Origin of the sequence: Pseudomonas sp. 11/12A, assembly GCF_000800055.1 — a bacterium.
Classification (GTDB): domain Bacteria; phylum Pseudomonadota; class Gammaproteobacteria; order Pseudomonadales; family Pseudomonadaceae; genus Aquipseudomonas; species Aquipseudomonas mohnii.
This window is the reverse complement of sequence record NZ_JUGV01000001.1, coordinates 895,050-918,791: the sequence shown is the minus strand read 5'-3', so window position 1 is coordinate 918,791 and position 23,742 is coordinate 895,050. Positions and strand designations below refer to the sequence as shown.

The following is a 23,742-nucleotide window of genomic DNA, read 5'->3' as shown; positions in this document are numbered from 1 at the left end:
GCACAGGTCGAACCCCATGTCCCTCCCTACCCATGTACGCCTTGTCGAAGTCGGCCCGCGCGACGGTCTGCAAAATGAAGCCCAACCCATCAGCGTTGCCGACAAGGTACAACTGGTCGACGCGCTGACGGCTGCCGGCCTGGGCTATATAGAAGTCGGCAGTTTCGTCTCGCCCAAATGGGTACCGCAGATGGCGGGCTCTGCGGATGTCTTCGCGCAGATCCAGCGTAAACCCGGGGTGACTTACGGCGCGCTCGCCCCCAACCTTCGAGGGTTTGAAGACGCCATCGCTTCCGGGGTCAAGGAAGTCGCGGTGTTTGCGGCGGCCTCCGAAGCGTTTTCCCAACGCAACATCAATTGCTCGATCAGCGAAAGCCTGGAGCGTTTCGTGCCGATCATGGAGGCGGCCAGACAACACGGCGTGACCGTGCGTGGTTACGTGTCCTGTGTGCTGGGCTGCCCCTATGAAGGTAACGTCGCGCCGGAACAAGTCGCCCGGGTCGCGCAAGAGCTCTACGCCATGGGGTGCTACGAGGTATCCCTGGGCGACACCATCGGCACCGGCACCGCGGGCGCAACGCGCAAGATGTTCGACGTGGTTAGCGCCGTGGTGCCACGGGACAAACTGGCCGGGCACTTCCACGACACCTACGGCCAGGCCATGGCCAACATTTACGCCAGCCTGCTGGAAGGAATCTCGGTATTCGACAGCTCCATCGCCGGCCTCGGCGGCTGCCCTTACGCCAAGGGCGCCAGCGGTAACGTCGCCACGGAAGATGTGGTGTACCTGCTCAATGGGCTGGGTATCGACACGGGAATCGACCTGGACGCCTTGATCCTCGCCGGCCAGCAAATCTGCACAGTGCTGGGGCGGCCCACCGGTTCGCGCGTGGCCAAGGCACGTAGCGCTCAGTGAGGGCGCGGTTGTGTCCGGGTGTTACCGCTGCGGCTGGGCGTGGGGCAAAAGCGAGTAACACGGAAACAAATTGTCGGGGTTTACCTGAGGGAAAAACCTTACACTTTTATTAAGTCATTGATTTTAAAGGGTTTTTAAAAGTTGGCACGACACCTGCTATCTCTATGGCATAACAAGAATAAAAAAAGCGGCACAACCAATAAAAACAAGACGTAACGACTCTGACATAACAAAAACAACACGGCAGAGACGCAGCTAACAGATTTTTTTGGAGAAGATGTGCTTTTCAGGGTGCTTTTCGGAGTTACCCGCAACCGGGCAGAGAACAATAAAACTACCTTCAGGTAGCTCCCGAATCGGTTGGATCGCTCAGCGAGAAAGTAGATCAGCGCTCAAAAAAATACGTTTGCTCTTGATCCCGGATGGGGATCGACAAAAACAGCGGTAAAGGGTCACGGTCACCAAAAACAACAACAGACCGCCCCTCAATAATAAAAAAAGAGCACGCGCAACGAAAAATTAAAGGGGAGCTTCGGCTCCCCTTTGTGCTGTCTGGCATTTGTGTTTTTCACCCCTCTCCTGTGGGAGCGAGCCTGCTCGCGAAGAACGTCAACGATAACGCGTGCAATCTGGATCAACGCGGTGCCTTTGAGTTCTTCGTCGGAACGCCGCCCGGAGCAGGCTCGCTCCTACAAAAGGCCTGGTCAGCCCTGCTTGCTACGCAACTCCTCGATGCTGACCTCGCGCATCCGGAATTTCTGGATCTTGCCGGTCACCGTCATCGGAAACTCCTCAACGAACTTGAAGTAACGCGGCGTCTTGAAGTGCGCGATGCGCTCCTTGCACCAGGCTTGCAGTTCCTGCTCGGTCGCGCTGTGACCGGGGTGGAACTTGATCCAGGCAACAATCTCCTCGCCATAGCGCGAGCAAGGAATGCCGATCACCTGCACGTCGGCCACGGCCGGGTGGGTGAAGAAGAACTCCTCCAGCTCCCGTGGGTAAATATTCTCGCCGCCACGGATGATCATGTCCTTGTTGCGCCCGGCAATGCACACGTAACCCTCGTCATTCATGCTCGCCAGGTCCCCGGTATGCATCCAGCCCGCCTGGTCGATCGCTTCGGCGGTGCCTTCGGGGTTGTTCCAGTAGCCGAGCATCACGCTGTAACCGCGGGTGCACAGTTCGCCGATGGTGCCGCGCGGCACCAGGTTGCCCGCCTCATCAATGATTTTGCTTTCCAGCTGCGGCTGGGTACGGCCGACGGTGGTCACGCGCAACTCCAGGTCATCTGACGGCCCGGTCTGCAAGGACACCGGACTGGTTTCCGTCATGCCGTAGGCAATCTGCACTTCGCTCATGTGCATTTCGCTGATGACCCGCCGCATCACCTCAATCGGACAGGTCGCGCCCGCCATGATCCCGGTGCGCAGGGTCGACAGATCGAAATCGTTACGTTGAGGCTGATCGAGCATGGCGATGAACATGGTCGGCACGCCGTACAGCGCAGTGGCTTTCTCTTCGGCGACGGTGTTCAGGGTCAGCAGCGGATCGAAGGCGTCACTGGGGTAAATCATGGTGCTGCCGTGGGTGATACACCCCAGATTGCCCATCACCATGCCGAAGCAGTGGTACAACGGCACCGGAATGACCAGTCGATCGGCGGCGCTCAGGCCAAGGCTTTCACCGACCATGTAACCGTTGTTGAGAATATTGTAGTGACTGAGGGTCGCGCCTTTGGGAAACCCGGTGGTACCGGAGGTGTACTGGATATTCACCGCCTGGTCGAAATGCAGGCTGTCCTGGCGCTCGTGCAATTGCTCGACCGACACACCGGCCGCCAGATCGCTCAGCTGCGACCAGGGCAGGAAACCGACGGGTGGCTGCGCATCAAGGCTGATGACGCCGCGCAACGCCGGCAAGCGATCACTCTGCAGCTTGCCAATGGATTGCTCCGCCAGTTCCGGCACCAGGCCTTGCAACATGGCGTGGTAATTGGAGGACTTGAACGCCCCGGCACAGACCAGCCATTGGCAGCCGGATTGCTTCAACACGTATTCCAGTTCGGAACTGCGGTAGGCGGGGTTGATGTTGACCAGGATCACGCCGATTTTCGCACTGGCGATCTGACTGATGCACCACTGAGCGCAATTCGGAGCCCAGATCCCCAGGCGGTCCCCGGTCTGCAAGCCCAGCGCCAGCAGGGCTCTGGCGTGCAGGTCCGCCGCATCCGCCAATTGCCGCCAGGTGTAGCGCAGCTGCTGATGGCGCACGACCAACGCCTCACCGTCCGGGTACTGCGCGGCGGTGTTGTCGAACGCCTGGCCGATGGTCATCGCCAGCAAGGCTTTGTCCTGGGAACCGCGGGTGTAGCTGCGCTGCGGATGTGCACTGGGTTGATCCATGACGACCCCTATTATCTTTATTGTTGGTGCGCGGCATGTGTGGCGAGGGAGCAAGCTCCCTCGCCACAGAGTGCGACGCTAGTCTGTAAGAACAGCTCTACTCTCGCTCAAGTTGACGTTAACGTAAAGGGCGATTGACAGCCATTCGTCACAGGCTTACGTTAACGTAAAGGTGAGAGCTGAATCACTGCCCTCCCCACCCAACAAAAAAGCCAAAAGGTGACCCATGAGCTATCCATCCCTGAACTTCGCCCTCGGTGAAACCATCGACATGCTGCGCGATCAGGTTCAGTCCTTCGTCGCCAAAGAGATCGCCCCGCGCGCCGCTCAGATCGACATCGACAACCTGTTCCCCGCCGACCTGTGGCGCAAGTTCGGCGACATGGGCCTGCTGGGCATCACGGTGCCGGAAGAGTACGGCGGCGCCGGCCTGGGTTACCTGGCCCATGTGGTGGCCATGGAAGAAATCAGTCGTGGTTCGGCTTCGGTTGCGCTGTCCTACGGCGCGCATTCCAACCTCTGCGTCAATCAGATCAATCGCAATGGCAACCACGAGCAGAAATCCAAATACCTGCCGAAACTGATCAGCGGCGAGCACATCGGCGCCCTGGCGATGAGCGAACCGAACGCTGGCTCCGACGTGGTATCGATGAAGCTGCGCGCCGACAAACGTGGCAATCACTACGTGCTCAACGGCAGCAAGACCTGGATCACCAACGGTCCGGACGCCAACACCTACGTAATCTATGCCAAGACCGACCTGGAAAAAGGCCCCCACGGCATCACTGCCTTCATTGTCGAGCGCGACTGGAAAGGCTTCAGCCGCAGCAACAAATTCGACAAGCTCGGCATGCGCGGTTCGAACACCTGCGAACTGTTTTTCGATGACGTCGAAGTCCCGGAAGAAAACATCCTCGGCGTGCTCAATGGCGGCGTGAAAGTGCTGATGAGCGGCCTCGACTATGAGCGTGTGGTGCTCTCGGGTGGCCCGACCGGGATCATGCAGGCCTGCATGGACCTGATCGTGCCGTACATCCACGACCGCAAGCAGTTCGGCCAAAGCATCGGCGAATTCCAGCTGATCCAGGGCAAAGTCGCCGACATGTACACCCAACTCAATGCCAGCCGCGCCTACCTGTACGCCGTGGCCCAGGCCTGCGAGCGCGGCGAAACCACGCGCAAGGACGCGGCGGGCGTGATCCTCTACAGTGCCGAACGCGCCACGCAAATGGCCCTCGACGCGATCCAGATTCTCGGCGGTAACGGCTACATCAACGAATTCCCGGCCGGTCGTCTGCTGCGTGACGCCAAGCTGTACGAAATCGGCGCAGGCACCAGTGAGATCCGTCGCATGCTCATCGGCCGCGAACTGTTCAACGAAACCCGCTAAACGGAGCTGTCCATGGCTATCCTGCATACCCAGCTCAACCCCCGTTCGGCGGAGTTCGCCGCCAACAGCGCGGCGATGCTCAAACAGGTCGACGCCCTGCACACCCTGCTCGCCCAAGTAGCGCAAGGTGGCGGCCCGAAAGCGCAAGAACGCCACATCTCGCGGGGCAAGCTGCTGCCCCGTGAGCGCATCAATCGCCTGCTCGATCCAGGCTCGCCGTTTCTCGAAATCAGCCAATTGGCCGCCTACGAGGTCTATGGCGAAGACGTTCCCGCCGCTGGCGTGATTGCCGGGATCGGCCGTGTGGAAGGCGTCGAATGCATGATCGTCGCCAACGATGCCACGGTGAAAGGTGGCTCGTACTACCCGCTGACCGTGAAAAAGCACCTGCGCGCCCAGACCATCGCCCAGCAAAACCGCTTGCCGTGCATCTACCTGGTGGACTCCGGCGGCGCCAACCTGCCGCGCCAGGATGAAGTGTTTCCGGATCGCGAGCACTTCGGGCGGATCTTCTTCAACCAGGCCAACATGAGCGCCATGGGCATTCCGCAGATTGCCGTGGTCATGGGTTCCTGCACCGCTGGCGGCGCCTATGTGCCGGCGATGGCCGACGAAGCGATCATGGTCCGCGAGCAAGCGACGATCTTCCTCGCCGGCCCACCGCTGGTGAAAGCCGCGACCGGTGAAGTGGTCAGCGCCGAAGACCTCGGCGGGGCGGATGTGCACTGCAAGATCTCGGGCGTGGCCGACCATTACGCCGAAAGCGATGAACACGCCCTCGCCATAGCGCGCCGCAGTGTGGCCAACCTCAACTGGCGCAAACAGGGCGAAGTTCAACAACGCACACCGATCGTCCCGCTCTACAGCATCGACGAGTTGTACGGCGTGGTCTCGGCCGATGCCAAGCAACCGTTCGACGTGCGCGAAGTGATTGCCCGGTTGGTGGACGGCTCGGTGTTCGACGAATTCAAGGCGCTGTTCGGGACGACGCTGGTGTGCGGCTTTGCTTACCTGCACGGTTATCCGATCGCGATCCTCGCCAACAACGGGATCCTCTTCGCCGAAGCCGCGCAGAAAGGTGCGCACTTCATCGAGCTGGCGTGCCAGCGCGGCATCCCGTTGTTGTTCCTGCAAAACATCACTGGCTTCATGGTCGGTCAGAAATACGAGGCCGGCGGTATCGCCAAGCACGGCGCAAAACTGGTGACCGCCGTGGCGTGCGCCAAAGTGCCGAAATTCACGGTGATCATCGGCGGCAGCTTCGGTGCCGGTAACTATGGGATGTGCGGTCGCGCTTATGACCCACGTTTCCTGTGGATGTGGCCGAATGCGCGCATCGGCGTGATGGGTGCCGAGCAGGCGGCTGGCGTGTTGGTGCAGGTCAAGCGCGAGCAAGCCGAGCGCAGTGGCCAGGGTTTCAGTGCCGAGCAGGAAGCCGAGATCAAGCAACCGATCCTCGACCAATACGAAGAACAGGGCCACCCCTACTATTCCAGCGCCCGCTTGTGGGACGACGGTGTCATCGACCCGGCACAGACTCGCGATGTTTTGGGCCTGGCCTTGTCCGCGTCGTTGAACGCGCCAATCGAACCGAGCCGCTTCGGCGTGTTCCGGATGTGATCTTTTTGTAGGAGCGAGCCTGCTCGCGATGGACGTTAACGATAACGCGTGTGTTCTGGATAAACGCGCCGCCCTTCAGTCCATCGCGAGCAAGGCTCGCTCCTACAAAGTGCCGTGGAGAACGGAAGAATATGAGCGACTTCAACACCCTCCAATTGCTGACCGACCCTCGGGGTTTCGCCACCCTGTGGCTCAGCCGCGAAGAGAAGAACAACGCGTTCAACGCCGAGATGATCCGCGAATTGATCCTCGCGCTGGACAAGGTATCGAACGACGCCAGCCTGCGTTTTCTGCTGGTGCGTGGCCGCGGCAAGCATTTCAGCGCCGGTGCCGACCTGGCCTGGATGCAGCAATCGGCCGAACTCGATTACCACACCAACCTCGACGACGCCCGTGAACTGGCGGAGTTGATGTACAACCTCGCCAAACTGAAAGTGCCGACCCTGGCGGTGGTGCAAGGCGCGGCCTTTGGTGGCGCACTGGGCCTGATCAGTTGCTGCGACATGGCCATCGGTGCCGATGACGCGCAATTCTGCCTGTCAGAAGTCCGCATCGGCCTGGCACCGGCGGTGATCAGCCCGTTCGTGGTGCAAGCCATCGGCGAACGGGCCACCCGACGTTATGCCCTGACCGCTGAACGCTTCAGCGGGCAACGGGCGCGGGAACTCGGTTTGTTGTCGGAGAGCTATCCGCTGATCGATCTGGAGCAAAAGGTCGAACAGTGGATCGACAACCTGTTGCTCAACAGCCCCGCCGCCATGCGTGCCAGCAAGGACCTGCTGCGTGAAGTCGGCGATGGCTCGCTGAACCCGGCGTTGCGCCGCTACACCGAGAACGCCATTGCCCGCATCCGCGTCAGCCCTGAAGGCCAGGAAGGCCTGCGCGCCTTTCTGCAAAAACGTCCGCCGAGCTGGCAGTCCGAAACCACCACCAAGGAGCCCCGTTGATGAGCGCACCTGTTATCACCTCTGTGCTGGTGGCCAATCGTGGCGAAATCGCCTGCCGGGTCATGCGCACCGCCAAGGCCCTGGGCCTGACCACCGTGGCCGTGCACAGCGCCACTGACCGTGACGCCCGCCACAGCCGCGAAGCCGATATTCGCGTCGACCTCGGTGGCAGCAAAGCCGCCGACAGCTACCTGCAAATCGACAAACTGATCGCCGCCGCCAAGGCCAGCGGCGCCCAGGCCATCCACCCCGGTTACGGCTTTCTGTCGGAGAACGCAGGGTTCGCCCGCGCGATCGAAGCGGCCGGCCTGATTTTCCTCGGCCCGCCCGCGTCGGCCATCGACGCCATGGGCAGCAAGTCCGCCGCCAAAGCCTTGATGGAAACCGCAGGCGTGCCGCTGGTGCCCGGTTATCACGGCGAAGCTCAAGACTTCGAGACCTTCCGGGCGGCCTGTGAGCGCATCGGTTACCCGGTGCTGCTCAAAGCCACGGCCGGTGGTGGCGGCAAGGGCATGAAAGTGGTCGAGGACGTCAGCCAACTGGCCGAAGCCCTGGCCTCGGCCCAGCGTGAAGCGCAATCGTCGTTCGGCGATTCGCGGATGCTGGTGGAGAAATACCTGCTCAAACCGCGGCATGTGGAAATCCAGGTGTTCGCCGATCAACACGGCAACTGCCTGTACCTCAACGAACGTGACTGCTCGATTCAGCGTCGGCACCAGAAAGTCGTGGAAGAAGCGCCGGCGCCAGGCCTGAGCCCGGAACTGCGCCGCGCCATGGGCGAAGCGGCCGTGCGTTCGGCCCAGGCCATTGGTTATGTCGGCGCCGGCACCGTGGAGTTTCTGCTGGATGCGCGCGGCGAGTTCTTCTTCATGGAGATGAACACGCGCCTGCAAGTCGAACACCCGGTCACCGAAGCCATCACCGGCCTCGACCTGGTGGCTTGGCAGATTCGTGTCGCACGGGGTGAAGCACTGCCCATGACCCAGGATCAGGTTCCGCTGATCGGCCACGCCATTGAGGTGCGGCTGTACGCCGAAGACCCGGGCAATGATTTCCTGCCGGCGACCGGGCGTCTGGAGTTGTATCGTGAGTCGGCCGAAGGCCCGGGGCGTCGTGTCGACAGAGGCGTTGAGGAAGGCGATGAGGTTTCACCCTTCTACGACCCGATGCTCGGCAAGTTGATTGCCTGGGGCGAGGACCGTGAACAGGCACGCTTGCGCCTGCTGAGCATGCTCGATGAATTTGCCATTGGCGGGCTCAAGACCAACATCAACTTCCTGCGTCGAATCATTGCCCATCCGGCGTTTGCCGCGGCGGAACTGGATACCGGGTTCATTCCTCGTTACCAGGAGCAACTATTGCCGGCGCCGGCGGCGCTCAGCGACGGCTTCTGGCAAGCCGCCGCCCAGGCATTTGCCCAGAGCCAGTCTCGTTCACCGCGCGTCGATGACCCGAGTTCGCCTTGGGCCGACAGCAACGGTTTCCGCGCCGGATTGCCATCGGAAATCACCCTGCACTTGAGTTGTGAAGGCCAGGACCGCGCGCTGACGCTGGGCAACATCAACGCCCAGAGCGCGCGGCTCAAGGGTGAGCAATTGCTGACCGAGCACGACGGCGTGCGTCGTCAGCATCGGGCCATCCGCCAGGGTGAACTGGTCTATCTGCAATGGGATGGCGAGTTGCGCCGCATCGAAGCCTATGACCCGATCGGCGCCGTCGAAGCCAGTCACAGCCACCAGGGCGGGCTGACCGCCCCCATGAACGGCAGCATCGTGCGCGTACTGGTAGAGGCCGGGCAAACGGTCGAAGCCGGGGCGCAACTGGTGGTGCTCGAAGCGATGAAGATGGAGCACAGCATCCGTGCGCCACACGCCGGGGTGATCAAGGCGCTGTATTGCCAGGAAGGCGAGATGGTCAGCGAAGGCAGTGCGCTGGTCGAACTGGAAGAAGCGTGAAATGAAGATCGGTCCTGCGCTTGGCGAGGACCGATCCGGTCAGAACTTGGCTGTCGCCTGAACCACCACGCCGATGACTCGGCAGTCGTCGGTGTAGAGGGCTTTGGGATACGTCGGATTGAGCGGGACCAGGTAACGCTGCCCGCCCTCTTCGATCAGCTTGCGAAAGATCGCCTCGGTGCTGTCGGGCCATTGCGCGATCACCAGTTTGCCGGGCTCCGCAGCCACGTCCGGGTCCACCAGAATCAACATGCCTTCGCCAATGCTCAGGCCACTGGGGGCGGTCATCGCGTCGCCGGTCACCGTCAGCCAGAATGCCGAGCCTTGGGCGTGGTAGTCCGACAACTCGAAACGGTACTGCGCCCGTTCTCCGTCGCGCACTTCAGCGGTTGCCTTCCAGTCACTGACCGGGTAACGAAAGTACGGATTGTACTTTTGCGTCAGGGAGACTTCGTCGTCCTTCGCGTCCGTGGTTTCGCGAATCACCAACGCCACTTCCAGAAAGTCCATGCCGAGCGCCTTCAACACTCGATTCATGTTCTCGACACCCGGCTCGCGACGTTTATTCAGCCAATGGCCAATGCCGCCCTGGGACATCCCGAGGCGCTCGGCGAGTATTTCCTGAGTGATTTTGAGTTCACTCATCTTGGCCTTGACCAATTCGATCCATTTATCCATGGGCGGCACGATACTGGGGCAACTCCGGCCATCAAAACACAAATTGTAGTATTAAACCCATGGTCACAAATACAAATCGTACTAGGATGAGCTCACGGATCTGAATCTATCACGGAGCTTGCCATCACCATGACCCAACAACCGGCCAACGAACTGCCCGACCTGCAAATCGACACCTCCCTCACCTCGCCCCAAGGCTCCGCTGCCGCCCAACGGGCGCTGGACTACTACTTGAAGCCGGCGGTTTCTGAGAATGAGGTCGAGGAGCGCTTCTTTGATGTGAACCGCAACATCAGCAGAGAAGAGGCATTGGTCCATGCTTCCGATCTGCTGCGTTGTGCCGCAGCCATCGCCTACGAGTCAGCCAATCACCTGCAGGGCGCCAGTCGGGACCTGGCGTTTTCGGCAGTGCATATGATCGATATGGCCAAAGCCATGGTCGCCCGCTCCCTGGAGGGGCACCAGAAAGCCTAAGAGGAAGGCGCTGACAGAGGACCGGAAAGAACTTTCCGATCCCAAGACAAAAAAAGCTTGACCCACAAACGAGAATGATTATTATTGCACCATCTGGTCGCGAGATCAGTCGATGGATCAAGGGACCTCAGGTCGGACTTTTGGTCTATCTCCTCATCAGGCTAATCACGGTTTTTGACCCGGCTTATTGCCGGGTCTTTTTTTGCCCGTTTTCTGGCCTGTGGCTTCAGGCTGATCAACTCTTCAAGTGCCGCATACACGCAATGGCGCGGACGATATCAAAAGAATATCCGTTGGCATGGGCAGCCCGACATCATTGGGGCGAACCACCGAAAAATAGCACTTGAGAATCAATTCCACAGTCTCTAAGCTGCGACAGCGTCAAGGAAGACGCCCCCCCTCGTTTTACATCATCTGCCTGCCCCCCCCCCTCGTTCCTTGTCTCTGCGATGACCTGTCTTGCCGTCACCATCAGGTTGAAGCGGGTATGCAGGCGAGGATGCACCGCCCTCGCCCTCCTGACCTCAATACCCCCCGATATGCGAATCCGCCCGTAACGGGTCAGGTCGCCCACCACGTGCACCTCATGCCCACGGCGCCAAGGCGGGTTGAGGTCGGGGCTGGCTATATAGAGGGGCAGGCTGTAGGGGGAGCACTAAAGGAGGATCGCGTAGAAATGCCCCCATTCTGTCACTCGATAGCCTCAAAACAGTGCTGGTGGTAACACGGATGATCGCTACGCTGAGAAGGAGCGCTTCGTGGCGGACACGGGCCGCGGATCAGTGCATCCGCAGGAAGGGTGAAACGTTTTTTCTGCCGCTCCTAACCCCCTTCTCTTGCGTGTACAGTAGCCGCCATAAAATCTAAACAGGAACCCAACCGTGGCTAAATCCTCTCTCGACATCAGTGCCAACTTTGACAGCGGCAACATTGAAGTGCTGGACATCAGCAACCCGCTGCAGGCGCTGCTGGCCATCAAGCCCGACACCCGCAGCCAGCATTTTCAATGGTTCCACTTCAAAGCCAGTGGCCTGCATGTCGGACAGGAGCACTGGTTTCGCCTGAACAATGCCAGCAAGTCCTCTTACAACAAGGCCTGGGACGGGTACCAGGCGGTGGCGTCCTACGATCATGTGAACTGGTTTCGCATACCGACCATCTTCGAAGGCGACTGCCTGCGTTTCAGTCTTGAAGCGACCCAGACCCACGCCTGGTTCGCCTACTTCGAACCCTACAGCCGTGGCCGTCACGACTGGTTGATCGAGCAGGCGCTGACCAAGGCCGGCACAGAACTGCTGGCCACCGGCAAGAGCGTCGAAGGTCGGGACATTCAGCTGTTGCGCAAAGGCTCGGGTGCCGAAGGCCAGCGCAAGGTGTGGATGATCGCTCAGCAACATCCGGGCGAACACATGGCCGAGTGGTTCATGGAAGGCGTTATCGAACGCCTGGAAAAACACGACGACACCGAACTGAACAAACTGCTGGCCAGCGCCGACCTTTACCTGGTGCCGAACATGAATCCGGACGGTGCCTTCCATGGTCATCTGCGCACCAACGCCATGGGCCAGGACCTGAACCGCGCCTGGCAGAGCGCCAGCCCGGAAATCAGCCCCGAAGTCTTTTTCGTACAGCAACAGATGGAAAAGTACGGCGTCGACCTGTTCCTCGACATCCACGGCGATGAGGAAATCCCCTACGTGTTCACCGCCGGCTGCGAAGGCAATCCAGGCTACACACCGCGCATCGAAGAACTCGAGGAGCACTTCCGCTCCCACCTCAAGCACGTGACCAAGGACTTCCAGACCAAATACGGCTACACCCGCGACGAACCGGGCAAGGCCAACATGACCCTGGCGTGCAACGCCGTTGGCCAGAAATACGATTGCCTGTCACTGACCCTGGAAATGCCGTTCAAGGATCACGACGATCATCCGAACCCGATGACGGGGTGGTCGGGCAAGCGGTCGAAGCAGTTGGGCAAGGATGTGTTGACCACGGTGGCCGAGATGGTTGATACGCTGCGCTGATTGCTTTTTCAGATCAAAAGATCGCAGCCTGCGGCAACGCCCCAGGCGGCGATCTTTTTTCAGGTTATGACTAACCGCGATCCTTGCCCCGCAACATACTGTCCAGCACGTCATCCCGACGCACCCAGGCGTGAAACAACGCCGCCGCCAAATGCAGCAACACCGTCAAGAACAACAGATAAGCCAGATACCCGTGGGCCTTGCGCAGGAAGGCAAACACCTGGGCATTGGCCGGCAGGATCGACGGCAATTGCAACGAATTGCTGAGCATCACCGGTTCGCCCGAGGCCGAAATCATCGCCCAGCCCAGCAGCGGCAATATCAGCATCAAGGCATACAGCAGCACGTGGGAGGCCTTGGCCGCCAGCGCTTGCCAACCCGGCAAGTCCGCGGGTAACGGCGGCTGTTGCGTGGAGAACCGCACGAGCAGACGCACGATCACCAACAGCAGAATGGCGACGCCCAAGGGCTTGTGCAGGTGAATCAGCCATTCATGACGCTCGGACACCGAGGCCACCATGCCTGCGCCGATGAACAGCATGGCGATGATCATCAGCGCCATCAGCCAGTGCAGCAGTCGCGCCAAGGGAGCGAAATGGTTCGGTTGGGCGCTCATTGCTTGGCCTCCTGTTTGGCGGCGGGTAACTGGCTGACTTCGCTGGTGCGACGCAGGTAGGAATTGGCGTAACCGGCCGAACGAGCGGCGAGCAAGGGGTCGTCGGAACCTTCGATCCCGGCGGGCAATACCAACGGGTCGTAGTTGATGTCACGGCACTCGCCACTGAGCTGCGGCTGGGTGCTTTCAAGGACCAGGGTACCGGCGTTCAACACCTTGCGCCCGTCGGGCCAGGCCTTGCTCGCGTCGTTGACCGGATCGCCGGGGTTGGCCAGGATGATGTTCAACTGCCAACGCAACGGCCCTGCGGCGATGCGTTGAACCAAGTCTTTTTCCAGATAATCGCTGCCTTCCGGGGCCGTCGCGCCCGGCGCATCTTGAGCCACTGGCACCATGCTCCAGCGCACCGCCTGCCGTTGTCCAGCGGCGTTCACCAGGTAAAACGCGTTGACGCTGTTGTAGGTTTCCGTCACGTAACTGGCCGATGGCTTGGCGGTCTTGATCCAGGCAAGGAACGGTGCGGCTTCAGGGTGCGAGCCGAAGAATGCCGGCACCGCCGCCGGGTTCGGCTTGCCGGTGGCCGGGTCAGGCGACTGGGCTTGTTGCAATTGATAGAACGCCTCGGGCGTGCCCACCGGGAACACCGGCATGCTGTTCATCCCGGTGCGCCACTGCTGGCCGTTGGCCTGGGTGAAGCGCAACGCCAGGCTGCGGATGGGCACGGCACTGTCCGGCGCATAAGGATTACCCGCCGGCAAGGCGAAACGCCCGACCACCGGGGTCCGCGCTTCATTGAACACCTGTGCCGAGGAGTAACTGCGCGCTTCGCTGCTGCTCTCGAAATGGCCGATCACGCACACGCCTTTAGAGTGATTACGTCTGAATCCGGGGTGCACGCCGTTGTTGGTTTCCAGCACATTGATCAGCTTTTTCGGCGTCAGGCGTTGTGGGTCAAGGGTGCCGTTGACGTAGGCAAACGCCCCGGCCACGGCGGCGACGACCACGGCAATGCCTGCCAGGCGCATCATCAGGCTCGCGGTACTCAGGGGTGGCCGGGTGGGCGGTGTTGATCGATCTACCATGAAGGACTCCAGGGCCATCGGCCACAAGTGAGAAGAACCAGACAGACGCCCCCCCCGAGGGTTTATTCCATCGTTCGGTATTTATTTTTTCCGGCGTGGAATAACCTCGATGGCCATGCGTCTTCCTGGACACTCACCACAGCGTAGTGACTGGTCAGAACTTCATGAATGATATCGACGAACAATTGCGGGAAATTATTCCCAGGCTGCGCCGCTTCGCCGTATCGCTGACGCGAAATCCCGGCAATGCCGACGATCTGGTGCAGTCGTGCCTCGAGCGGGCACTGTCGGCCTGGGGCGACAAGCGGCCCGAGGGAGACCTGCGTGCCTGGCTGTTTTCAATTCTCTATCGGCAGTTCCTCGACGCTCACCGGCGCTCCCGACGCTATGCGCGAATGCTCGAGTTCTTCACCGGACGCGACGATGCGCAGCCCTCGACAGAGCGAACGGTGATCGCCCAATCGACACTGAACGCCTTCGATCAACTGCCCACCGAACAGCGCGCATTGCTGCTTTGGGTATCGGTGGAAGGCCTGAGCTACAAAGAGGTCGCCGAGATTCTCGATGTCCACACTGGCACGGTGATGTCCCGCCTGTCCCGGGCCCGCCAGGCCTTGCGCCAACTCAGCGATGGTGAAATCAACCGCCCTTCCCTGCGGAGACTCAAATGATCAGCATGCCCCCCAGCGAGCGAGATCTGCACGCTTATGTCGACCACCAACTCAGCGATGACGACCGACGCCTGGTGGAGACCTATCTCTCTGGCAACGCGCCCATTGCCGAGCAGGTGCGCGCCTGGCAAAAAGACGCCCAGCAACTGCGCGCAGCCCTGAGCGGCGCCCTGCAGCAACCGGCCAACCCGGACCTCGATCCTGTGATGATTCGTCAACGCCTCAAACGCCAGTCCCGTCGTCACCTGGCCAGCGCCGCTGTATTGCTGATCGCCGTCGGCATCGGCGGGGTCAGCGGCTGGCAGGCACGGGAGATGACCCTCGCCAGCGCCCCGCTGCCCATGACCGATGCCCTGCAGGCCTACCGGCTGATTGCCCAGCAAGGCATCTTGCCAGCCGACTACAAGGTCAGTGCCGACGGCGACATGCAAGGCTGGCTCGACCGCTACTTCACCCAGGCCAATCGCCTGCCCGATCTCTCGGGCGCCGGGTTCAAACCGGTCAGCGGGCGTTTGCTCAGCACCGAGCAAGGGCCGGCGGCGATGGTGGTCTACGAGGATCAAGGCGGACATAAGATCAGCTTCTACGTGCGCCCGCCGGGGCCGAAAAACTTCCTGCTGCCACGGGGCAGTCGCCGTGATGACGGCTTGCAGGCCGAGTACTGGTCAGGGGGCGGCTACAACTATGCGATGGTCAGCCCGGCGGATACGCCGGCGGCGCAGATGCTCAAACAGACAACTCAGTTCTGAGCGCCACATCAATTCCGTAGACGCTGGCCTGGCAGCGTCTGCCGGGTTTCGCCTACGCTTTCTTTTTCAGCGTTGCCCATTTAGATCTTAGCGTTGCAGTGGACCACCTGACGGCCCCGAAAAAATGTATCCACGCCCAATTGAATTGATTTTGTAGGGCCTGTATCGATTTTCTACAGAATTCCAACTCGAAATAAGTTGTACACACCGCAGTAATCCGTCCAAAAAAAACCAGCATTCCAGCGACATGACTGGAAGCAAATTCTCCCCTCTGGGTACACTATGGCGCCGCCGCGCGGGAGCCGGCCTGAAGATTATGGGGTGACATCACAGTGGCCGTTCGACCGCCCAACCGTTTGCGTCTCGCACCGCGCTGGCCATCGCTGCGCCGCCTGTTCGGCAAGGCCTCGGCTGCGCACGCCCATGGAACCGCAACAGGCCGGGTCATCCACGATTACTTTCACCGCAAGGCTCACGCGCAGGGCTACACCCTCAGTCACAGTCAACAGCGCGTGATCGACTGCATGGCGCAACACGCCACAGCACTGCTGGGCAGCGCAGCGCCCCCCCTGCCCGGCCTCTATCTGCACGGCGCCGTGGGTCGCGGCAAGAGTTGGCTGCTCGACGGCTTCTTCCAGGCTATTCCCCTGGAACAAAAACAGCGCCTGCACTTCCACGAGTTTTTTGCCCGGTTGCATCAGGGGATGTTCAGCCATCGCGATCAACCGGACGCGCTGGCGACCACCCTGGATGATTTGCTGTGCGATTGCCGAGTGCTGTGTTTCGACGAATTCCATGTCCATGACATCGGCGACGCGATGCTGATCAAGCGTCTGTTCAAAGCGCTGTTCCGTCGAGGCATTCTGCTGCTGGTCACCTCCAATTACCCACCGGAGGGTCTGTTGCCCAATCCGCTGTACCACGCGCGCTTCAAACCGGTGATCGACCTGATCAATGCGCGCATGCAGGTGATGGAGGTCGGCGGGCCACACGACTACCGCAGCCAGGCCAGAACTCACACGCATCAACTGTTTACCCAGGGTCAATACATCTGGCCCGGCACAGCGTCGCAGCGTCAGGCGTCCAACCTGCCACCCGCCAACGCGCCGGCCATTGCGCTGCCGGTCGGCCCTCGCCACCTGCCCGCTCGTTACTGTGAAGACCGTACCATCGGTTTTACCTTCACCGATCTGTGTGAGCAGCCCACGGCGGTCATGGATTACCTGGAGCTGAGCCGACGCTTCGATCACTGGATCATCGACGAATTGCCCAGCCTGGCCGACTGTTCAATCGCCGCCCAACAACGTTTCATCAATCTGGTGGACGTCTTGTACGATCAAGACAAGCATCTGGTGCTGATGGGGCAGCGTTCTTTGCGCGAAAGCCTGGACGGCGATGCCATCGACCTGGCACGTACCCGCAGCCGCTTGGGGCAGTTGGTGGAGGTCCGGGAGCCGGCCTGATCGCTCGTATTCGATTGGGCTGCTGGCGCGTTCGCGCCCACCTTTCGCCCGCGCTTGATTAAACAACTCGGTCGACTGCGGGCTCGCTCGCGAAAGCGGTCTGACCGACAACACTCATTCCCGTTATCATGCCGCCCATTCATTTGATCGATGGCGAGCCCCGTTCATGCACACCCTTGCACAATTGCGCGCCGGCACACTGGCAGGCATCACCCGTCTGGACCTCAGCTGCGGCCTGACAGAATTCCCCCGGGAAATCTTCGACCTGGCGGACTCCCTGGAAGTGCTCAACCTCAGTGGCAACGCCTTGAGCAGCCTCCCGGACGACCTGCATCGCCTGACCCGTTTGCGCGTGTTGTTCTGCTCGGACAATCTGTTCACCGAACTGCCGGCCTGCGTGGGCCAGTGCGCGGCGCTGACCATGATCGGCTTCAAGGCCAACCGCATCGAGCACGTGCCGGGCGCTGCGTTGCCACCGCTCCTGCGTTGGCTGATCCTGACCGACAACTGCATCGGCGAACTGCCGACGGAGCTGGGCGAACGCCCCTACCTGCAAAAACTGATGCTGGCGGGTAACCGACTGCAACGCTTGCCGGAAAGTTTGCGCAATTGCCATCGGCTGGAGCTGATCCGCATCGCCGCCAACCAGATCAGCCAATTACCCGAATGGCTGCTCGCGCTGCCGAGCCTGACCTGGCTGGCGTACGCCGGTAACCCACTGGAAACCGAAGCCGACGCGGCCGCCCTGGCAGCCACTGCGTGCATCCCCTGGTCGCAGTTGCGTCTGGAGCAGCTCCTGGGCGAAGGTGCTTCGGGGTTGATTCATCGGGCGGCATGGGCACGACCGGGCCACGCGGACACGCCAGTCGCGGTCAAACTCTATAAGGGCGAAATGACCAGTGATGGCTCGCCGTTGCATGAAATGAACGCCTGCATTACCGCTGGCCTTCACCCCAACCTGATCCGGGTCGAAGGCCGGGTGGTCGATCACCCGCAAGACACCGCCGGGCTGGTGATGCAACTGATCGAGCCGAGCTACCGCAACCTTGCCGCGCTGCCGAGCCTGGCGACCTGCAGCCGCGATGTCTACGCCGAAGATACCCGGTTCACGGCCGATGTCGCCTTGCGCATTGCCCGTGGTATCGCCTCGGTCGCCGAGCACTTGCACCGCCAGGGCATCACCCATGGCGACCTCTACGGCCACAATATTCTGTGGAACGCGCAGGGTGATTGCCTGTTGGGGGACTTTGGCGCGGCGTCTTTCCATGCCACGCAAGACACCCTGGAAAGCCGTGCACTGCAACGCATCGAAGTGCGAGCGTTCGGGGTTCTGCTGGGGGAATTGCTGGAGCGGATCGACTCGGGGTTGAGCGCCGAGGAGCGTCTGCGGCTGGAGGATTTGCAGCAGCGCTGCTGTCAGCCTGATGTACTGGCGCGACCGGGGTTCGACGAGGTTATTCAACTGCTGAAAGATTGATGACCGCTGCGCGGTCAATCGCGGGCAAGCCCGCTCCCACAGGGTTCAGCGTCGTACGCATTTTTTGCGAACGACACAAATACAGTGGGAGCGGGCTTGCCTGCGATGGCGGTGTCACTGGAAATACAACTTAACCCGCCAACCCGACAAACATGTCTTGCACGTCATCATGGTTATCGAGGCCTTCGAGGAAGGCTTCGACTTCAGCCATCTGCTCGTCGCTCAGGCCGCTGACCGGGTTCTTCGGCTGGTAGCCCAGCTTGGCCGACAGTACGGTGAAGCCTTGTCCCGGCAGGGCTTTTTGCACGGCGTCCAGATCCGCAGGTTCAGTCAGGAACAGGGTCGCGCCGTCATCGCCCGGCTCGAAATCCTGAGCGCCCGCTTCGATGGCGGCCATTTCCGGATCGGCGTCCGGGGTGTCCGGCGAGGCTTCGATCATGCCCACGTGGTTGAAGTCCCAGGCCACCGAACCGGAAGCGCCCAACTGGCCCTTGCGGAATGCCACGCGGATTTCAGCGACGGTACGGTTGATGTTGTCAGTCACGCATTCAACGATCAGCGGCACCTGATGCGGCGCGAAGCCTTCATACGTCACGCGATGGTATTGCACGGTTTCGCCCAACAGGCCCGCACCCTTCTTGATGGCGCGATCCAGTGTTTCCTTGGGCATCGAAGCTTTCTTGGCCTGTTCAACCACCAGGCGCAGGTGTGCGTTGGTGGCGACATCAGCGCCGTTGCGCGCAGCAATGGTGATTTCTTTCACCAGTTTGCCGAAGATCTTTCCCTTGGCGTTGGCTGCCGCTTCTTTGTGTTTAACCTTCCACTGTGCGCCCATTACTCACTCTCTTGTCTGTGGCGCCGAGACATCTATTGGCCGACGCATTGCGCAAGTTTACCCGGCCTAAAGTTGGCAATCGACCAAAAATTCCGACCTCGAATCGACATATTCACCGGCAGTTGTAGGGCGATTCTGAAACTCCTGTTTGCGATGACCATTAAGGGCTGTGGTTTCGTACCCTCTGCAGCCGTACTCCATGGCAGAAGCGCGTCCGATGCATAACGACAAGGAAAGTCCCTTCACCCTGACACTGCTTGACGACGATTTGAGCCTGCAGGTGGTGCAGTTCAGTGGCCGAGAAGCCCTCAACCAACCCTATCGATTCGAGATTGAAGTGATTGGCCTGGCTCCGGCCATGCCGCTGCAACAACTACTGCACCAAGCGGCGTTCCTGAGCCTTGGGCAGGGCCAGGGCATTCACGGCGTACTGCACAGTGTCAGTCGCGAACATCGCGGCCCGCACCGGGTCGGCTACAAACTGGTGCTGGGCCCCGCCCTGCAATCGCTGGACCGACATCGTTGCCGACGCATTTTTGAGCCGTCCAGCGTGCCCATGATCCTGCAGCAGTTGCTGGCCGAACATGAGCTACCCGATGACAGCTATCGCTTCGAACTGACCAATGACCACTATCCTCTGCGACCGTTTTGCATTCAGTACGAAGAAACCGACCTGGCCCTGCTGCAACGGCTGTGCGAGGAGGAAGGCATTCACTATCACTTCGAACACCACCGCCACGGGCATGTTCTGGTGTTCGCCGACGACAGCCTGAGTTTCCCTCAGGAACCGTTGTTGATGCCGTTCCAGAGCGACGCCCCCGCTGACAGCAACCGATGGCGAGTCAGCGAGCTGTTCCAGCGTCACGATTCACGGCCCTCTTCGCCAAGGCTGGATGCCCGAGACCGCGGTGCCATGGACACCGACGACGGCGCGGCCAATCATGTCTTTAGCCAAGCCATGGCGCCCATGGCCCGCCCCGCTCCCGAACAGCGCTACCGCGATCAACTTGCTCGCCGGCATCTGGAGCGCTTGCGATGCCGGCAAATGCAGATTCACGGCCAAAGTAATCACGGCGAACTGCGCAGCGGCTGCATCGTGCAGGTGACTGAGCACCCACTAACCGGTTTCAACGATCAATGGTTGGTGACCCAGGCGCGTCATCAGGGAGAGCAGGGGTCGATTCTGCAGCAGGGCACCTCGGGCGCGCCCAGGCGTTACCGCAATCAGTTCAGCGCGATTCCCTGGTCAACGGTGTTTCGTCCGGCGCTCGAACAGCCGAGGCCGCGTATCCCCGGTTATCAGCCAGCGCGGGTGCTGGGCCAGACCGGGCAGCAGTCGGCGCTGGATGAGCAAGGTCGCATACAGGTGAGTTTGTGGCCTGCTACGGACAATGAAACCGCAGAAGGCATCGGCCTCTGGCTGCCCGTCGCGGTGACGGGTGCCCGCATCGATCCTGGCGGTTTGCCCATGGCCGGCAGCGACGGGTGGGTCAGTTTCCTCGACAGCGATCCCGACCGCCCGGTGTTCTGCGCCAGCACGGGACACCGCTCCACGCCTCGATCCGCCCGGCGCCATGAGCCACGGAGCGATAGCCGTCTGCTGCTCGACTGGTTGATCGACCCCTCCGACGCCGGGTCCTGAGCCTCACCCCTTGTCAGCCTTGCCGGCCGCCGCCGCGAACCTGGCCAGGCGCACGTCCAGATGCCGGGGCCGCCGCCCGTGGTCCTCGGCGCACTCCTTGCGGCGAATGGCGTTGCGCACCATCAGCGAGCCAAGGTAACGAATCGGCTCCGGCGGGAAGAAGCCCAGCGGTCCGTTGACCAGTGGCGAGCGCGTCCAGGGATTGTCCAGGCCCAGGACCATCGAAGCCAGAATCTGCCCGCCCATGTGGCATGGCCCGACGCCGCTGCCGGAATATCCAAAACCGTAGAACAGGTTCCCGCTGGCACTCATCTGCCCAAAGAACGGCAGCCCTGTGACCGAGCGATCCGACGGGCCGTTCCAGGTTGCGTCGACCTTGACGTCGGCAAACGCCGGGAAGAAGTCCGTCAGACTGCTGCGAAGCAGACCGGCATAGGGCGATGGCTGATCGAACACCGGTGACAGGCGACCACCGTAAGCGAAGGTATTGCCGCCCTTGCCGAGCATGATCCGGCCGTCGGGTGTGTTGTGGTAGTAGTGCACGAAAATCCGCGAATCGAGCACGGTGACACCGCTGGTCAAACCGATTTCGTCGAGCAGATCGGGTCGTGGTTCGGTGATCAACATGTCGCTGGAGACGATCGCCACGCTGCGTTCGAACTGTGGGAATGCCCGTGCCATCCAGGCATTCATCGCCAGCACCACACGATCGGCGCGAACGCGGCCACTGGCGGTCTGGATGACGGCCGGCTTACCTTCCTCCAGCCCGGTCATGGAGGTGTTTTCATGAATCCGCACGCCAAGCTGCAAGGCCACCCGGCGCAAACCGCGCACCAGTTTGCCTGGCTGCACGCTGGCGGCGGCCGGGGAAAACCAGCCTTCCAGGTGCCTGGTGGAACCGGCCATGCGTTGTACATCGGCCAGCGGTCGCTGACTGAAGGAGTTGATACCGTTGCGCTCCAGCGCGGCGATCACCGCGTCGGTCGAGCCGACCTGAGCAAGGTTGGTCGCGGTGTAGAGGGTGCCATCGAGGCGGTAGTCGGCGTCCACCGCATACCGCTCGCAGAAGGCCCCGATCGCATGAATGCTGCGCTCGGATTCCTTGACCAGCCGCACCGCTTCTTCTGCGCCGAACAGGCGTTCAAGGGTGAAATACTTGGCCGACCATGACAGCGCACAACCACCGTTGCGGCCACTGGCGCCGGCGCCACAGATATCGGCTTCGATCAGCACCACCTCCAGGCCGGGGTTCTGCTCCTTGAGCATGATGGCGGTCCATAACCCGGTGTAGCCGCCGCCGACGATGCAGACGTCGGCGCGGATGTCGCCTTGCAGCGCCGGACAGGTTTCGGACGTCTCGGTCTTCAAGGCCTGCTCCAGCCAAAAGGGTCTCATGGGATCACTCTCCATTCGATAGTCCACACGCCAGCCTGCCGCAAACGCAGCAGGCGGCGACGGACAGGGTTCAGGTACGCAGGGATTTGACGCTTATCGGCCGGTTAGGCACGAGGGGATAGTGGGTTCGCAAACCACCGGGGCGACTGTTCCAGTGCGGGATCAACACCAGTGCGGAGAACATCGCGCAGCCAGCGAAGACAATGAACACCGTCACGGTGTCGAAATAACCAGGCAGTAACCCGCCAAGAATCGCCCCGACCGAGCCGCAACCGTTGACGAAACCGGCGGCGGTCGCACCGGCCTTGGCAGTGCCGAAGTCGATGGCGGCCGCGCCGCTGATCATCGAATCCGGTCCATAAAGCGTCAGCCCCATGACAAACAGCAGCGCCACTACCAGCAGCACACTGCCGGTGTGCAGGGCACCCATGAACAGCGCGAGCGACACGGTCAGCGCCAGCAGACTGAGCACACAGGCGGGCATACGTCGGGCGCCGAACACTTTGTCGGAGGCAAGGCCGATCATAATCGGTCCGAGCAACCCGGCCAGTTCGAACGCCGTCGGAATGATCGCCGCGCCGACCTTGCCCACCGAAGGCATCTGTTCGAAAACGATCACCGGGCCCCAGAGCAGAATCGCATAGCGCGCCGGTTTCAGCATGAAGTACGCGAGGCCGAGCACCAGCACCGTACGATTGCGCAGGATTTCCTTTAACGGCTCCAGGACGCTGATTTTGCTTTGAGCCTGTGCCTCTTCAGCGGTCAGCTCGGGCTCGGGCTCCACAGCCGGCAAACCGACGTCTTCGGGTTTGTTGCGTTGAAAAATAAAAAACAGCACGGCGACCAGCCCAACCACCGCCGCACTGGAAATGAAGGCCGCATGCCAGCTGCCGATCAGCGTATAAGCCCACCAACCGGCAAAGGGCGATGCCACCAGACCGCCAAAGGCGTAGCAGGAGCTCCACAGACCCAGCACCCGCCCGCGCTGCTCGGCGGGATAGAAACTACCGAGGTTCTTGCACAGCCCCGACCAACCGGTGGACTGCGCCAGGCCCTGAATCAACATGCAAGTGGCGAAAATCGGCAACGTGGCGAAACTGCCCATCACCAGCGCGGCGGCCGCAGAAATCAGCAAGCCGCCCAGTACCACGACCCGCGGGCCGAAGCGATCGGCCAGGATGCCCCAGGTGAATTGGCCGATGGCGTAAGCGGTCAGATAGATAGCATCGAGGTTGGCCATGGCCATTTTGTCGAGCATGAACGTCGGGTCTTCGCCAATCCCGAGTTTTGCAACAGAGAATGCTTTGCGAGTGAAGTAGAAAGCGGCGTAGGCGAGCCAGGTGATCGCGAAGATCTGCACGCGCCAACGTTTGATGGTGCCGATGTGCTTGTTCATTGTGGTT

Annotated in this window: 19 protein-coding genes; 12 read left to right on the top strand and 7 right to left on the bottom strand. The window is 61.0% G+C overall.

Features of this window, described 5'->3' with window-relative positions; all coding sequences use genetic code 11:
• The first annotated feature begins 16 nt into the window (after nt 1-16).
• Entirely contained in the window at nt 17-916 is a 900-nt protein-coding gene (locus GQ39_RS04330) for a hydroxymethylglutaryl-CoA lyase (protein ID WP_047527598.1), read from the top strand.
• A 704-nt stretch (nt 917-1,620) separates the two neighbouring features.
• On the opposite strand, the gene GQ39_RS04325 is transcribed toward GQ39_RS04330, so the two are convergent.
• Nucleotides 1,621-3,318, bottom strand: coding sequence for an AMP-binding protein (locus GQ39_RS04325; RefSeq protein ID WP_047527596.1), 1,698 nt, complete (start codon nt 3,316-3,318; stop codon nt 1,621-1,623).
• Between the two features lie 226 nt (nt 3,319-3,544).
• Between GQ39_RS04325 and GQ39_RS04320 the strand changes: the two genes are divergently transcribed.
• The 4 genes from GQ39_RS04320 to GQ39_RS04305 all read left to right on the top strand — a co-directional run bounded on the left by GQ39_RS04320 (nt 3,545) and on the right by GQ39_RS04305 (nt 9,230).
• Complete coding sequence (locus tag GQ39_RS04320) at nt 3,545-4,708, top strand: isovaleryl-CoA dehydrogenase (protein WP_047527594.1); 1,164 nt, start codon at nt 3,545-3,547, stop codon at nt 4,706-4,708.
• A gap of 12 nt (nt 4,709-4,720) precedes the next feature.
• Entirely contained in the window at nt 4,721-6,328 is a 1,608-nt protein-coding gene (locus GQ39_RS04315) for a carboxyl transferase domain-containing protein (protein ID WP_047527593.1), read from the top strand.
• A 131-nt stretch (nt 6,329-6,459) separates the two neighbouring features.
• A complete protein-coding gene (locus GQ39_RS04310) occupies nt 6,460-7,275 on the top strand; it encodes a gamma-carboxygeranoyl-CoA hydratase (protein WP_047527591.1) in 816 nt (271 codons plus the stop codon).
• A complete protein-coding gene (locus GQ39_RS04305) occupies nt 7,275-9,230 on the top strand; it encodes an acetyl/propionyl/methylcrotonyl-CoA carboxylase subunit alpha (protein ID WP_047527589.1) in 1,956 nt (651 codons plus the stop codon). The genes GQ39_RS04310 and GQ39_RS04305 overlap by 1 nt, the downstream gene beginning before the upstream one ends.
• A 39-nt stretch (nt 9,231-9,269) precedes the next feature.
• Here the strand turns inward: GQ39_RS04305 and GQ39_RS04300 are convergent, their stop codons facing one another.
• A complete protein-coding gene (locus GQ39_RS04300) occupies nt 9,270-9,908 on the bottom strand; it encodes a LexA family protein (protein WP_047527587.1) in 639 nt (212 codons plus the stop codon).
• A 129-nt stretch (nt 9,909-10,037) separates the two neighbouring features.
• Between GQ39_RS04300 and GQ39_RS04295 the strand changes: the two genes are divergently transcribed.
• The gene (locus GQ39_RS04295) at nt 10,038-10,382 is read left to right on the top strand and encodes a DUF6124 family protein (protein ID WP_047527586.1); all 345 of its coding nucleotides are present in this window, start codon (nt 10,038-10,040) and stop codon (nt 10,380-10,382) included.
• 881 nt (nt 10,383-11,263) lie between these two features.
• Nucleotides 11,264-12,409, top strand: coding sequence for a M14 family metallopeptidase (locus tag GQ39_RS04285; RefSeq protein ID WP_047527583.1), 1,146 nt, complete (start codon nt 11,264-11,266; stop codon nt 12,407-12,409).
• Between the two features lie 70 nt (nt 12,410-12,479).
• Here GQ39_RS04285 and GQ39_RS04280 read toward each other — a convergent pair whose 3' ends face one another.
• Together GQ39_RS04280 and GQ39_RS04275 are read right to left on the bottom strand one after the other, a co-directional pair.
• Complete coding sequence (locus GQ39_RS04280; RefSeq protein ID WP_047527581.1) at nt 12,480-13,025, bottom strand: cytochrome b; 546 nt, start codon at nt 13,023-13,025, stop codon at nt 12,480-12,482.
• Nucleotides 13,022-14,107, bottom strand: coding sequence for a catalase family peroxidase (locus tag GQ39_RS04275; protein WP_047527579.1), 1,086 nt, complete (start codon nt 14,105-14,107; stop codon nt 13,022-13,024). Before GQ39_RS04275 ends, GQ39_RS04280 begins: the two co-directional genes overlap by 4 nt.
• Nucleotides 14,108-14,271: 164 nt before the next feature.
• Here GQ39_RS04275 and GQ39_RS04270 point away from each other — a divergent pair, with 164 nt between their 5' ends.
• The 4 genes from GQ39_RS04270 to GQ39_RS04255 all read left to right on the top strand — a co-directional run bounded on the left by GQ39_RS04270 (nt 14,272) and on the right by GQ39_RS04255 (nt 18,467).
• Entirely contained in the window at nt 14,272-14,778 is a 507-nt protein-coding gene (locus tag GQ39_RS04270; RefSeq protein WP_047527576.1) for an RNA polymerase sigma factor, read from the top strand.
• Complete coding sequence (locus GQ39_RS04265) at nt 14,775-15,527, top strand: anti-sigma factor family protein (protein ID WP_047527575.1); 753 nt, start codon at nt 14,775-14,777, stop codon at nt 15,525-15,527. Before GQ39_RS04270 ends, GQ39_RS04265 begins: the two co-directional genes overlap by 4 nt.
• Before the next feature lie 332 nt (nt 15,528-15,859).
• Entirely contained in the window at nt 15,860-16,990 is a 1,131-nt protein-coding gene (zapE, locus tag GQ39_RS04260; protein WP_047527573.1) for a cell division protein ZapE, read from the top strand.
• A gap of 166 nt (nt 16,991-17,156) precedes the next feature.
• On the top strand, nt 17,157-18,467 hold the full coding sequence (locus GQ39_RS04255; protein WP_047527572.1) for a leucine-rich repeat-containing protein kinase family protein: 1,311 nt from the start codon (nt 17,157-17,159) through the stop codon (nt 18,465-18,467).
• A 130-nt stretch (nt 18,468-18,597) separates the two neighbouring features.
• Here the strand turns inward: GQ39_RS04255 and GQ39_RS04250 are convergent, their stop codons facing one another.
• Entirely contained in the window at nt 18,598-19,302 is a 705-nt protein-coding gene (locus GQ39_RS04250; RefSeq protein ID WP_047527571.1) for a YebC/PmpR family DNA-binding transcriptional regulator, read from the bottom strand.
• Nucleotides 19,303-19,519: 217 nt separating this feature from the next.
• Between GQ39_RS04250 and GQ39_RS04245 the strand changes: the two genes are divergently transcribed.
• Complete coding sequence (locus tag GQ39_RS04245) at nt 19,520-20,944, top strand: type VI secretion system Vgr family protein (protein WP_047527570.1); 1,425 nt, start codon at nt 19,520-19,522, stop codon at nt 20,942-20,944.
• 3 nt (nt 20,945-20,947) lie between these two features.
• On the opposite strand, the gene GQ39_RS04240 is transcribed toward GQ39_RS04245, so the two are convergent.
• Together GQ39_RS04240 and GQ39_RS04235 are read right to left on the bottom strand one after the other, a co-directional pair.
• Entirely contained in the window at nt 20,948-22,339 is a 1,392-nt protein-coding gene (locus tag GQ39_RS04240) for an FAD-dependent oxidoreductase (RefSeq protein WP_047527568.1), read from the bottom strand.
• Between the two features lie 70 nt (nt 22,340-22,409).
• On the bottom strand, nt 22,410-23,735 hold the full coding sequence (locus GQ39_RS04235) for an MFS transporter (protein WP_047527566.1): 1,326 nt from the start codon (nt 23,733-23,735) through the stop codon (nt 22,410-22,412).
• Between the last annotated feature and the right edge of the window lie 7 nt (nt 23,736-23,742).

Coding starts and splice junctions, on each gene's coding strand:
- GQ39_RS04330 (WP_047527598.1), top strand. CDS start 17: ATGTCCCTCCCTACCCATGTACGCCTTGTCGAAGTCGGCCCGCGCGAC.
- GQ39_RS04325 (WP_047527596.1), bottom strand. CDS start 3,318: ATGGATCAACCCAGTGCACATCCGCAGCGCAGCTACACCCGCGGTTCC.
- GQ39_RS04320 (WP_047527594.1), top strand. CDS start 3,545: ATGAGCTATCCATCCCTGAACTTCGCCCTCGGTGAAACCATCGACATG.
- GQ39_RS04315 (WP_047527593.1), top strand. CDS start 4,721: ATGGCTATCCTGCATACCCAGCTCAACCCCCGTTCGGCGGAGTTCGCC.
- GQ39_RS04310 (WP_047527591.1), top strand. CDS start 6,460: ATGAGCGACTTCAACACCCTCCAATTGCTGACCGACCCTCGGGGTTTC.
- GQ39_RS04305 (WP_047527589.1), top strand. CDS start 7,275: ATGAGCGCACCTGTTATCACCTCTGTGCTGGTGGCCAATCGTGGCGAA.
- GQ39_RS04300 (WP_047527587.1), bottom strand. CDS start 9,908: ATGGATAAATGGATCGAATTGGTCAAGGCCAAGATGAGTGAACTCAAA.
- GQ39_RS04295 (WP_047527586.1), top strand. CDS start 10,038: ATGACCCAACAACCGGCCAACGAACTGCCCGACCTGCAAATCGACACC.
- GQ39_RS04280 (WP_047527581.1), bottom strand. CDS start 13,025: ATGAGCGCCCAACCGAACCATTTCGCTCCCTTGGCGCGACTGCTGCAC.
- GQ39_RS04275 (WP_047527579.1), bottom strand. CDS start 14,107: ATGGTAGATCGATCAACACCGCCCACCCGGCCACCCCTGAGTACCGCG.
- GQ39_RS04270 (WP_047527576.1), top strand. CDS start 14,272: ATGAATGATATCGACGAACAATTGCGGGAAATTATTCCCAGGCTGCGC.
- GQ39_RS04265 (WP_047527575.1), top strand. CDS start 14,775: ATGATCAGCATGCCCCCCAGCGAGCGAGATCTGCACGCTTATGTCGAC.
- GQ39_RS04255 (WP_047527572.1), top strand. CDS start 17,157: ATGCACACCCTTGCACAATTGCGCGCCGGCACACTGGCAGGCATCACC.
- GQ39_RS04250 (WP_047527571.1), bottom strand. CDS start 19,302: ATGGGCGCACAGTGGAAGGTTAAACACAAAGAAGCGGCAGCCAACGCC.
- GQ39_RS04245 (WP_047527570.1), top strand. CDS start 19,520: ATGCATAACGACAAGGAAAGTCCCTTCACCCTGACACTGCTTGACGAC.
- GQ39_RS04240 (WP_047527568.1), bottom strand. CDS start 22,339: ATGAGACCCTTTTGGCTGGAGCAGGCCTTGAAGACCGAGACGTCCGAA.
- GQ39_RS04235 (WP_047527566.1), bottom strand. CDS start 23,735: ATGAACAAGCACATCGGCACCATCAAACGTTGGCGCGTGCAGATCTTC.